Source organism: Pseudomonas nabeulensis (assembly GCF_004682045.1).
Lineage (GTDB): Bacteria > Pseudomonadota > Gammaproteobacteria > Pseudomonadales > Pseudomonadaceae > Aquipseudomonas > Aquipseudomonas nabeulensis.
On sequence record NZ_QUZT01000068.1, the window covers coordinates 23,149 to 35,621 of the forward strand.

At 62.2% G+C, this 12,473-nt stretch carries 9 protein-coding genes; all 9 read right to left on the reverse strand.

Annotated elements, in window-relative coordinates; translation table 11 throughout:
* Positions 1-2: 2 nt before the first annotated feature.
* Positions 3-1,208 (reverse strand): imidazolonepropionase, encoded by a 1,206-nt coding sequence (gene hutI / locus DYL61_RS25955; RefSeq protein ID WP_135310707.1) that lies wholly within the window; start codon positions 1,206-1,208, stop codon positions 3-5.
* 15 nt (positions 1,209-1,223) lie between these two features.
* Positions 1,224-2,633 carry an amino acid permease gene (locus DYL61_RS25960; RefSeq protein ID WP_135310708.1) on the reverse strand — a complete coding sequence of 470 codons (1,410 nt, stop codon included), beginning with the start codon at positions 2,631-2,633 and terminating at the stop codon, positions 1,224-1,226.
* Positions 2,634-2,807: 174 nt separating this feature from the next.
* Positions 2,808-4,346: a histidine ammonia-lyase gene (gene hutH, locus DYL61_RS25965; RefSeq protein WP_135310709.1), complete on the reverse strand. Its 1,539-nt coding sequence runs from the start codon at positions 4,344-4,346 to the stop codon at positions 2,808-2,810.
* A 32-nt stretch (positions 4,347-4,378) separates the two neighbouring features.
* Complete coding sequence (gene hutH / locus DYL61_RS25970) at positions 4,379-5,887, reverse strand: histidine ammonia-lyase (protein ID WP_135310710.1); 1,509 nt, start codon at positions 5,885-5,887, stop codon at positions 4,379-4,381.
* Between the two features lie 159 nt (positions 5,888-6,046).
* Positions 6,047-6,871: a quaternary amine ABC transporter ATP-binding protein gene (locus DYL61_RS25975; protein WP_105697724.1), complete on the reverse strand. Its 825-nt coding sequence runs from the start codon at positions 6,869-6,871 to the stop codon at positions 6,047-6,049.
* Positions 6,868-7,719, reverse strand: a complete 852-nt coding sequence (locus DYL61_RS25980) for an ABC transporter permease (protein ID WP_016979145.1) — start codon at positions 7,717-7,719, stop codon at positions 6,868-6,870. The genes DYL61_RS25975 and DYL61_RS25980 overlap by 4 nt, the downstream gene beginning before the upstream one ends.
* A 56-nt stretch (positions 7,720-7,775) precedes the next feature.
* Positions 7,776-8,741, reverse strand: a complete 966-nt coding sequence (locus DYL61_RS25985) for an ABC transporter substrate-binding protein (protein ID WP_135310711.1) — start codon at positions 8,739-8,741, stop codon at positions 7,776-7,778.
* A gap of 69 nt (positions 8,742-8,810) precedes the next feature.
* Positions 8,811-10,256 carry a purine-cytosine permease family protein gene (locus DYL61_RS25990; RefSeq protein WP_135310712.1) on the reverse strand — a complete coding sequence of 482 codons (1,446 nt, stop codon included), beginning with the start codon at positions 10,254-10,256 and terminating at the stop codon, positions 8,811-8,813.
* Positions 10,257-10,428: 172 nt separating this feature from the next.
* Entirely contained in the window at positions 10,429-12,099 is a 1,671-nt protein-coding gene (hutU, locus tag DYL61_RS25995; RefSeq protein ID WP_135310713.1) for a urocanate hydratase, read from the reverse strand.
* Positions 12,100-12,473: the final 374 nt, after the last annotated feature.

The following is a 12,473-nucleotide window of genomic DNA, read 5'->3' on the forward strand; positions in this document are numbered from 1 at the left end:
CCTTACACAGTGACGTCGACGCCATGGCGCACGACGCGTTTATCCAATTCGCCACCGAGCCAGTAGGCCAGGTCGGCGGGGCGATCGATCTGCCAGGCAACAAAGTCCGCCACCTTGCCCACTTCCAGCGAGCCGTGGGTGTCGCCCATGCCTAGCGCGGTGGCCGCGTGCTGGGTCGCGCCCGCCAAGGCTTCTTCCGGGGTCATGCGGAACAGGGTGCAGGCCATGTTCAGCATCAGGCGCACCGACAACGCCGGCGAGGTGCCGGGGTTGAGGTCGCTGGCGATGGCGATCTTCACGCCGTGCTTACGCAGCGCCTCCATCGGCGGCAACTGGGTTTCGCGCAGGAAGTAGAACGCCCCCGGCAGCAACACGGCGACGGTGCCGGAGGCGGCCATGGCGATGGCGTCGTCTTCGGTCATGAACTCCAGGTGATCCGCCGACAGCGCCTGATAACGCGCCGCCAGGCTGGAACCGTGCAGCGACGACAACTGCTCGGCGTGCAGCTTCACCGGCAAGCCCAATTGCCGGGCGACCTTGAACACGCGCTCCACCTGCTCGGTGGAAAACGCCAGGTATTCGCAGAACGCATCCACCGCGTCCACCAGCCCTTCTGCCGCCAGGGCCGGCAGCATTTCGGTGCAGATATGCTCGATGTAGTCGTCGGCGCGGTCCTTGTATTCCGGCGGCAACGCATGCGCCGCCAGGCACGTGGCGCGCACGCTGACCGGCAGCGCTTCGCCGAGGCGGCGCGCTACCCGCAGCATCTTGCGTTCATTGGCCAGGTCCAGGCCGTAGCCGGACTTGATTTCCACCGTGGTCACGCCGTCCCGCAGCAAACTGCGCAGGCGCTTGTGGGCACTCTCGAACAGTTCTTCTTCACTGGCGGCGCGAGTAGCGCGTACGGTGCTGGCAATACCGCCACCCTTGGCGGCGATGTCGGCGTAGCTCACGCCTTCGAGGCGTTGCTCGAATTCGCCGCTGCGATTGCCACCGAACACCGTGTGGGTGTGGCAGTCGATCAGCCCGGGCGTCACCCATGCGCCGTGCAGGTCATGCACCTGGGCGAAGTCCGCCGTCGGCACTTGACTGCGGGGGCCGATCCACTCGATGAGCGAACCTGCTGTGACCATGGCGGCATCCTCGATGATCGAGTACTTCCCCTGAGCCATGGTTGCGAGGTGACAGTGTTGCCAAAGCGTTTTCATCAACGCCTCCCTGAATTAACGATGAGACAAAGCCGGGTCATAGTGGACTTTGGCCGCTTGCCCGGCAGCGGGCTTTACCCACAGCAGGTAGGCCACGACCAACAGCACAATCCATACGGCACCGACCAACAACGCCGCCTGGGTGTCCGGGAAGTAACCCAGCACGCCAAACACGAACAGCATGAACACGATGGCCGCCGCGGGCGCATAGGGCCAGAACGGCACCGGGAATTTCAGTTCGGCCACCTGCTCACGCGTCATGGAGCGGCGCATGGCAACCTGGGTGAACAGGATCATCAGCCACACCCACACGGTGGCGAAGGTGGCAATCGAGGCGATCAGCAGGAATACGTTTTCCGGAATCAGGTAGTTGAGCACCACGCCGCCGAGCAGCGCCGCGCCCATGACCACCACGGTCATCCATGGCACGCCTTGCTTGGACAGCTGGGAAAAGCCTTTAGGCGCCTGCCCTTGCCGGGCCAGGCCGTACATCATGCGACCGGCGCCGAAGATGTCACTGTTGATGGCCGAGACGGCCGCCGAGATCACCACGATGTTCAGGATGGTTGCCGCCGAGCCAATCCCCAGGTTGCTGAAGATCTGCACGAACGGGCTGCCCTGGCTGCCGATCTGCGGCCAGGGGTAGATGGCCATCAGCACAAACAGGGTCAGCACGTAGAACAACAGAATACGCAGTGGCACGGCGTTGATCGCCTTGGGGATCACCCGTTGTGGGTCCTTGGCTTCACCGGCGGTGATGCCGATGATTTCGATGCCGCCAAAGGCAAACATCACCACCGCAAACGAGGCGATCAAACCACCCACACCGTTCGGCATGAAGCCGCCGTGGGCCCACAGGTTGCTGAGGCCGCTGGCGTGGGTTTCACCGGCTGTATGGATGCCAAACAGCATGATGCCCAAGCCACCCAGGATCATCGCGACGATGGCGCCGACCTTGAGCAGCGACAGCCAGAACTCCATTTCGCCAAACACTTTGACGTTGCACAGGTTCAGGCCGCCGATCAAAAACACGATGCCCAGCACCCAGACCCAGCGCGCGACGTCGGGAAACCAGAAGCCCATGTAGATGCCGAAGGCGGTCACATCGGCGAGGCAGACGATGATCATTTCAAACGCGTAGGTCCAGCCGAGGATAAAGCCGGCCATGGGGCCCAGGTAGGTGCTGGCGTACTGGCCGAACGAGCCGGACACCGGGTTGTGCACAGCCATCTCGCCGAGGGCGCGCATCACCATGAACACCGCGGCGCCGCCGATCAGGTAGGCCAGCAGCACGGCGGGGCCGGCCATCTGGATCGCGGAGGCGGAGCCGTAGAACAGCCCGGTGCCGATCGCGGAGCCGAGTGCCATGAAGCGAATATGTCGGGCGGTGAGCCCGCGTTTCAAACCCGTTTCTTGCTGGTGCATTTCTCGTCCTTAATTATTTTTATCCTGAGAAAATCTGAATCCTGGCAATGGACCTCTGTGGCGAGGGAGCTTGCTCCCGCTGGAGTGCGCAGCGCTCCCAAGATTTTTAGGGCCGCTACGCAGCCCAGCGGGAGCAAGCTCCCTCGCCACAAAAAGTGCTCAGCGCCCTTTGGGTTACAGGCTTGGCAGCAACTTCGCCGGCACCAGTTCATTCAGGCAGCGGCTGGCGAGCAGTTCGCTGGCGGCGTTGATGTCGGGGGCGAAGAAGCGGTCTTTCTCGTAAAACGCGACCTTGCTGCGCAGAATGCCCCGCGCCTTTTCCAGTTTCGGCGAGGTTTTCAGGCCTTCGCGCAAGTCCAGTCCCTGGCACGCGGCCAGCCATTCCACCGCCAGGATGCCACGGGTGTTCTCGGCCATTTCCCACAGGCGCTTGCCCGCAGCTGGGGCCATCGATACGTGGTCTTCCTGGTTGGCCGAGGTCGGCAGGCTGTCAACGCTATGGGGATGGGCCAGCGCCTTGTTCTCGCTGGCGAGCGCAGCGGCGGTCACCTGAGCGATCATGAAGCCGGAGTTGACCCCACCATTGCCCACCAGGAACGGCGGCAGTTGCGACATGTGCTTGTCCATCATCAACGAGATGCGGCGCTCACTCAGGGAGCCGATTTCGGCGATAGCCAGCGCCATATTGTCAGCGGCCATGGCCACCGGTTCGGCGTGGAAGTTACCGCCGGAAATCACATCGCCCTCGGCGGCAAAGACCAGCGGGTTATCCGACACGGCGTTGGCTTCCACGACGAGCACTTCGGCGGCCTGGCGGAACTGGGTCAGGCAGGCGCCCATGACTTGTGGCTGGCAACGCAGGGAGTACGGGTCCTGGACCTTGTCGCAGTTCTGGTGCGACTGCGAGACCTGGCTGCTTTCGCCCAGCAGGTCGCGATAGGCCGCCGCCGAGTCGATCTGCCCACGCTGGCCGCGCGCCGCATGGATACGCGCGTCGAACGGCGAGCGCGAGCCCAGCACCGCTTCCACGGTAAGGCCGCCACAGGCCAGGGCGCCGGCGAACAAGTCTTCGCCTTCAAACAGGCCGCGCAGGGCAAACGCAGTGGACACTTGCGTACCGTTGAGCAACGCCAAGCCTTCCTTGGCGGCGAGGGTCAGCGGCGCAAGACCTGCGACTTTCAGCGCCTCGGTGGCCTGCAGCCATTCGCCTTTGTAACGCGCCTTGCCTTCGCCCAGCAGCACCAGGGACATGTGCGCCAAGGGCGCGAGGTCACCGGAGGCACCGACCGAACCTTTCAAGGGAATATGCGGGTACACCTCGGCGTTGATCAGTGCGATCAGCGCGTCGATCACCTGGCGACGAATCCCGGAGAAACCCCGGCTCAGGCTATTGACCTTGAGCACCATGACCAAGCGCACCAGCGCATCACTGATGGGCTCACCGACGCCGGCGGCATGGGACAGCACCAGGGAACGCTGGAGGTTTTCCAGGTCTTCGCTGGCGATGCGGGTCGAGGCCAGCAGGCCGAAACCGGTGTTGATGCCGTAGGCGGTGCGGTTCTCGGCGAGAATCTGCTCCACGCAGGCGACACTGGCTTCGATCTGCGCCGAGGCGCTGTTATCCAGACTGAGGGTTACCGGCTGCTGGTAGATGGCTCGCAGTTGGGCAAGGCTCAGTTGGCCTGGAATCAGATTTAGCGCAGTCACGTTCATACTCCTTGTGAATGGTTCTTTTGACTAAATGTTCAATGCAAATTCGGTAACGCAGTGTCTTTGAGCAACTGGGCGGCGGCCGCAATATCGGGCGCCAGCCAGCGGTCCTGTTCGTAGGCCGGTACGACTTCGCGCAGCAAGCGCCAGGCGCGGTCGGTGCCCGCGCCGAAGCGCTGGTCTTTGAGGAATTCGAATGCCTGGGCGGCGAGCAGGTATTCGATGGCGAGGATCTGCGTCACGTTGGCCAGCACCTGGTGCAGCTTCAGCGCGGCGTTGGTGCCCATGCTCAGGTGGTCTTCCTGCAAGCCCGAGGTGACGAAGTTGTCGAGCACCGCCGGTTGCGCCAACTGGCGGTTTTGCCCGCACAGGGACGCGGCGACGTACTGCACGATCATCATCCCGGAGTTGACCCCGGGGTTGCTCACCAGGAACGCCGGCAAACCGCTGACGTGAGGGTTGATCAGGCGGTCCAGGCGGCGTTCGGCCACCGAACCGATTTCGGCCATGGCGATGGCGAGCATGTCTGCCGCCAACGCGACCGACTGTCCATGCGGGTTGGCCTGGGATACCACGCGGTAGTTGTCCGGCGTGCCGAGTAGCAGCGGGTTATCGGTGGCGCTGTTGAGTTCGGTCTCGACCTGTCGCGTGGCGTGCTCCACCTGGTCGCGGGCGGCACCGTGGATCTGGGGAATCGAGCGCAGGCTCAACGCATCCTGGGTACGAATGCCCTTACTGCTGGCAATCACTTCACTGCCGTCGAGCAACGCGCGCAAGTTGATACCGACGTGCTGCATGCCGGGGTGTGGCTTGAGGGCGATGATTGCTTCGTCGAACGCATCGATCTGGCCGCGTTGCGCTTCGAAGCTCATCGCGCCGATCACGTCAGCCCATTGCAACAAGTGATGGGCATCGGCCAGCGCCAGGCAGCTCAGGCCGGTCATGCACGGCGTGCCGTTGACCAGGCACAGGCCGTCCTTGGCGCCGAGTACCACGGGGTGCAAACCTTCGGCGCTCAACGCCTGTTGCGCCGGGACGATCTGGCCCCGGTAGCTCACAGTACCCACCCCCAACAAGGCCACGCCGACATGGGCCATATGGGTCAGGTAACCCACCGAACCCTGGGACGGCACTTGCGGTGTGATGCCGTGGTTGAGCAGCGCCAGCAACGCGTGCACCACCTGCGGATGCAGGCCGGATTTGCCGTGGCTGTAGTTGATGATCGCGGCGCAAATAATGGCGCGCGTCTGTTCATCACTGAGGACCTGGCCGACACCGCAGGCGTGGCTCAGCAATGTGTTGCGTGACAGTTGGCTGAGTTGCTCACCCTTGAGCGACACGTTGCACAGCGCGCCCAGGCCAGTGTTCACGCCGTAGGCGCGTTCGCCACTGGTGACAATGCGCTGCACGATGGCCTGGGCATTGTCGATGCGTGCCCAGGCCTGGCCCGAGAGTTCGAGGACGGCGCCGTGGCGGGCGACGGCGGTTATGTCCTGCCAGCGTAAGGGGGTATCGGCGAGGGTGATTTTTGTTGGCTGGAGCATCTTTATACCTTCTTGAATTCTTGTGTAGCTGTGCTGGCCCTATCGGGGGCAAGCCCCCTCCCACATTGACTGCATTCACAGATATTGATTTGTGAACACCGTTAGGGTGGGAGGGGGCTTGCCCCCGATGAGGCCAGCAGCCTCACCACCAAACCCGGCTCAAACCACCGCCGCGCGCCGCTGGACAAACCGGTCCACATACTCATCCGCCGGCGAATGCAGGATCTCGCGCGGCGTGCCCACCTGGATCAACTTGCCGTCCTTGAGAATCGCGATGCGGTTGCCAATACGCACGGCCTCGTCGAGGTCGTGGGTGATGAACACGATGGTCTTGTGCAGGGTCTTTTGCAGCTCCAGCAACTGGTCCTGCATCTCGGCGCGGATCAGCGGGTCGAGGGCGCTGAACGCTTCGTCCATCAGGATGATGTCGGTGTCGGCCGCCAGCGCGCGGGCCAGGCCGACGCGCTGGCGCATGCCGCCGGAGAGCTGGTGCGGGTATTTGTTTTCGTAGCCCTTGAGGCCCACGGTTTCGATCCAGTGCAAGGCGCGCTCGGCGCACACCTGTTTGCTTTCGCCGCGCACTTTCAGGCCGTAGGCGACGTTATCGAGCACGCTCTTGTGGGGCAGCAGGCCGAAGCTCTGGAACACCATGCTGATCTTGTGCCGACGGAATTGGCGCAGGGCTTCCATGTCCAGTTGCAGGATGTCTTCGCCGTCCACCAGGATCGCGCCGCTGGTAGGGTCGATCAGGCGGTTGAAGTGGCGTACCAACGTGGACTTGCCGGAGCCGGACAGGCCCATGATCACGAAGATCTCGCCGGTGCCGATACTCAGCGACAAGTCGTTCACGCCGACCACGCAGCCGGTCTCGGCCAGCACCTGATCCTTGGTCTTGCCCTGGCCGACCAGCGCCAGCGCTTCTTTGGAGCGGGCGCCGAAGATCTTGAACACGTTTTTGACTTCGATTTTGCTGACAGTCGTCATTTGCTCGCCTCATGCCGTGGACGCCCATAGGCCTGGGTAATGCGGTCGATGACCACTGCGAGAATCACAATCGCCAACCCGGCCTCAAGGCCACGGCCGACGTTAAGGGTCTGGATGCCGACCAGCACGTCTTCACCCAGGCCACGGGCGCCGATCATCGAGGCGATCACCACCATCGACAGGGCCATCATGGTGGTCTGGTTGATGCCGGCCATGATGCTCGGCAGCGCCAGCGGCAGTTGCACGCCGAACAGTTGCTGCCAACGGTTGGCACCAAAGGCGTTGATGGCTTCCATGACTTCGCCGTCGACCTGGCGAATGCCCAGGTCGGTGAGGCGGATCAGCGGAGGCGCGGCGTAGATCACCGTGGCGAAAATCGCTGGAACCTTGCCCAGGCCAAACAGCATCAACACCGGGATCAGGTACACGAAACTCGGCATGGTTTGCATGATGTCCAGCAGCGGCATCAGCACCGAACGCAGGCGATTGCTGCGTGCCGACAGAATGCCCAACGGCACGCCGATCAGCACCGAGATCACCGTGGCGACCATCATCAAGGCGAGCGTCTGCATCAGTTTGTCCCACAGGCCAACCGCGCCCACCAGGAACAGCAAGCCGACGATCACCGCTGTGGTCAGCACCTTGCGCGTGGCGTGCCAGGCAACGCCGCCGACGATGGCCAGCATCAACCACCAGGGCGCTGCGCGCAGCAGCCCTTCCAGGTTGACGATGGCCCATAACAACGTGTCGGAGATGTGCCGGAACACATCACCGTAGTTGGTGACCAGCGAGTCCACCCAACCGTTGACCCAGTCGGCGATGGAAAACGTAAAACTCTCAGGAAACATAGCGCGCTCTCGGTCCAGTGGGTTGTGACCTTTCAGGGTAGTCGGGCACGTTTGACCTACAAGGCCGCGTCGATTTTCTTGGCGGCGTCTTCGCTCACCCACCCATGCCAGACCTCAGGGTGTTCCTTGAGGAAAATCTTCGCCAGTTTCGGCGACTCGATGCGCTCCTTGGCCATGCGGCCCAGGTTCTGGTTCAGCAGGTCGATCGGCAGGTTGACCTTTTCCAGCACGGCCACCAGTTCCGGGGCTTGCTCGTGGAAGGTCTTGGACAGGCCAACCTTGATGCTTACGCTTTTATCCACGCCGGGTTTTTCTTCCAGTTTCACCAGGTCGACCTGGCCCATCAGCGGCGTTGGCGACCAGTAGTAGAACAGGATCGGTTCGCCGCGCTTGTAGCTCGACAGCACCGCCGCATCCAGCGCCGGGCCGGTGCCTGGGCGGAAGTTGGTGTAGGTGCTTTCCAGGCCGTAGCTTTTCAGCATTTCGCTGTTGTCCAGCTCGCAGGTCCAGCCGGCCGGGCAGTTGTAGAAGCGGCCTTTGGACGGTTCCTCCTGGTCCTTGAACACCGCGGCGTACTTGGCCAGGTCGGCGATGTTTTTCAGGTCCGGCGCCTTGGGTTCCAGCTTGCGCTTGGCGTCGCCTTCGATCACGTAGCGCGGCACGTACCAGCCCTCAATCGCCCCCACCACCGGTGCGCCGACGCCCACGACCTTGCCGGCCTTCTCGGCCTTGTTCCAGACCTCGCTGCGGCCCACCCATTCTTCGGCAAACACTTGGATATCGTTGCTGCTCAGGGCGTTTTCCATGGTGATGGAGTTGCCCGGCAAGCTGTCGGTTTTGCAGTCGTAGCCTTTTTCCAGCACGGTTTGCAGGATGTCGGTGAGCAACATGCCGCTTTCCCAATTGAGCCCGGCGAATTTCACCGGCTTACCCGATTCGCACCAGCCGGCCGCCTGGGCGCCAGCAGAAGCCAACACGCCCGCAGCGAACAGTGTGGTCAACAAGGTCTTATGCATTTTCATTGTTGTGACGCTCCCAATCTTGAAATGGATTACGGCAGTCAGTAGGCATCCTGCCCTGTCCACGTCCCATCAGGCTTGTGCAGTCAGCCCGTTTGTTCTTGGTATAGCGCCCTGCTCTTTTGGCAGGATCAGATGATCGGGCACCGTGCCGTGCCATTTTTTCGCACACAGGTAATACAGCGCTGCCGGCAGTACCAGACCGATGATCCAGGAAATATCCACGTCCCCCAGCGCTGATACCAAAGGCCCGGTGTAGAACTTGGTGGAGATGAACGGCAACTGCACCAGCACGCCGAAGACATACACGCTGATACCGAGCAGGTTCCAACGGCCATAGCGACCGTTTGGATCGGCCAACGCGGGCACGTCGTAGCGTTCGCGGGTGATGCAGTAGTAATCCACCAGGTTGATCGCGCTCCAGGGCGTAAAGAACGCCAGCAGGAACAGGATGAAAGACTTGAACGCACCGAGGAACGAGTGCTGGCCAAGCAGGGCGATCAGGGTCGCGGTGCCGACAATCACCAGTACAAACACCAGGCGCTGCAATCGCGTAACGTCCAGACGACCACGAAAGCCGCTGATGATGGTGGCGATGCACATGAAGCTGCCGTAGGAGTTCAGGGTGGAGATGGTGACCTTGCCAAACGCGATGCTGAAATACAGCAGCGCAGCAGTCGCCCCCGTGCCGCTCAACCCGACGATGTAGGCCACTTCGTGACCGGCGAACTGCCCATTGGACATCGCGGCAGCAAACACGCCGAGCACCATCGCCACCTGGGCGCCGATCACCGAACCTGCGCCAGCGGCCAGAAAGGTTTTCACCGAAGACGTGCTGCTGGGCAGGTAGCGCGAATAGTCCGCCACGTAGGGGCCGAACGCGATTTGCCAGGATGCCGCCAGCGACACCGCCAGCAAGAAACTGCTCCAACTGAAATGGCGGATTTGCAGGAGTGCACCGATGTCGGTCTGACTCATCAGGCGGCTGAACAGGTAGACAAAGGCAATCACCCCAATGACGCTGGCGACACGGCCGATGAAGTGGATCACCCGATAGCCCAGGACCGTGACCAGCACGATGACGCTGGCGAAGATCAGAATGCCAATGCTGTCGCTCACGCCAAACAACTGGCCCAGCGCCTGCCCGGACAGCACGGTGCCCGTGGCGGTGAACCCAAGGTACATCAGGCACACCAGCACGATCGGAATCGCCGCGCCATACACACCAAACTGCACCCGGCTGGAAATCATCTGCGGCAGGCCCAGCTTGGGCCCTTGCGCCGCATGCAACGCCATGACGCCGCCACCGATCAGTTGGCCGACCAACAGGCCGATCAACGACCAGAACACATCACCGCCCAGCACCACGGCCAAGGCTCCGGTAACAATCGCGGTGATTTGCAGGTTGGCCCCCATCCACAGGGTGAACTGGCTCAATAGACGACCATGTCTTTCCGCTTCCGGGATGTAGTCGATCGAACGCCTTTCGATCAACGGGGTGGTGTCAGTTGCAGCCATGTCGGTTCAACCTCTGATGGATTGTTATGTACACAAACAGTTCAGGAGCCGGCCTGCTGTGGCGAGGGAGCTTGCTCCCGCTGGAGTGCGAAGCGCTCCCAAGATCGTGGGGCCGCTACGCAGCCCAGCGGGAGCAAGCTCCCTCGCCACAACAAGCCCACTCTCACATGGGTTATTTGATCATCGGAAGATTGAGGCCCTGCTCTTTGGCGCAGTCGATGGCGATCTGGTAACCGGCATCCGCGTGGCGCATCACCCCGGTCGCCGGGTCGTTATGCAACACGCGGGCAATCCGCTCGGCCGCTTCATCCGTACCATCGCAGACGATCACCATGCCGGAGTGCTGGGAGAAGCCCATGCCCACGCCGCCGCCGTGGTGCAGCGACACCCAGGTCGCGCCGCTCGCGGTATTGAGCAAGGCGTTGAGCAGCGGCCAGTCGGACACGGCGTCGGAGCCGTCCTGCATGGCTTCGGTTTCACGGTTCGGGCTTGCGACCGAGCCAGAGTCCAGGTGGTCGCGACCGATCACGACCGGCGCCGACAGTTCGCCGCTGCGCACCATCTCGTTGAACGCCAGGCCAAGCTTGGCGCGCTGGCCCAGGCCAACCCAGCAGATACGCGCCGGCAAGCCCTGGAAGCTGATGCGCTCGCGGGCCATGTCCAGCCAGTTGTGCAGGTGGGCGTCATCCGGGATCAGCTCTTTGACCTTGGCGTCGGTCTTGTAGATGTCCTGCGGGTCGCCGGACAGCGCGGCCCAGCGGAACGGGCCGATGCCACGGCAGAACAGCGGGCGGATATAGGCCGGTACGAAACCTGGGAAATCGAAGGCGTTTTCTACGCCCTCTTCCTGGGCCATCTGGCGGATGTTGTTGCCGTAGTCGAAGGTCGGGATGCCCTGCTTCTGGAACGCGAGCATGGCTTTGACGTGCACGGCCATCGACTGTTTGGCGGCCTTGATCACAGCAGCAGGTTCGGTCTTGGCGCGGGCGCGGTATTCGTCCCAGGTCCAGCCGGCTGGCAGGTAGCCGTTGAGGGGGTCGTGGGCGCTGGTCTGGTCGGTGACCATGTCGGGGCGCACGCCGCGCTTGACCAGTTCCGGCAGGATTTCTGCCGCGTTGCCCAGCAGGGCGATGGAGATAGCCTTGCCTTCCTGGGTGTATTTGGCGATGCGCGCCAGGGCGTCGTCGAGGTCGGTGGCTTGCTCGTCGACATAGCGGCTGTTGAGGCGGAAGTCGATGCTGACCTGCTGGCATTCGATATTCAGCGAGCAGGCGCCGGCCAGGGTCGCGGCCAACGGTTGTGCGCCGCCCATGCCGCCGAGGCCGGCGGTGAGTACCCAGCGGCCGGTCAGGTCGCTGTTGTAATGCTGGCGCCCGGCTTCGACGAAGGTTTCGTAAGTGCCCTGGACGATGCCCTGGCTGCCGATGTAAATCCAGCTGCCGGCGGTCATCTGGCCGTACATGGCCAGGCCCTTGGCATCCAGTTCGTTGAAGTGTTCCCAACTGGCCCAGTGCGGCACCAGGTTGGAGTTGGCAATCAGTACACGGGGAGCATTGCTGTGGGTCTTGAACACACCGACGGGCTTGCCGGATTGCACCAGCAGGGTTTCGTCGTCATTCAGGTGGGTGAGGCTTTCGACGATCTGGTCGTAGCACTCCCAGTTACGCGCCGCACGGCCGATACCGCCATACACCACCAGTTCTTTCGGGTTCTCGGCCACTTGCGGGTCGAGGTTGTTCATCAGCATGCGCAGTGGCGCTTCGGTCAGCCAGCTTTTGGCGGTGAGCTTGTTACCGTGGGCGGCGCGGATTTCTACGTCACGGTACTTGGTAGGCTTGGTCACAACTCAGACTCCTCGGCGATCGATGCGCGAACATGGATGGTGCGAAGGAGAGTCTTACGCACACATCTTTACTTGTACATACAAGCATATGCAATCGAGCGGCCAACTTTCTGAGGGGGATGCTGAGAGTTTTTGGGAATGCGTGTGGGAGCCTTGAAAATTAAGGCTTCGAGGGTTGATGAAATTTCTTACGGGGGTTGTTGATCGTGCGGAGGAGTTGGAGCGAAAGCCGGGTTTTGCGCCACACTGGGGCATTCGGTAACAAAACGGTGCGGGGTTTGGAAACAGATCTTATGAACAATGAGAAACAAATGTGGGAGGGGGCTTGCCCCCGATGGCGGTGGGTCAGTCAATAGATATGCCAACTGATACAC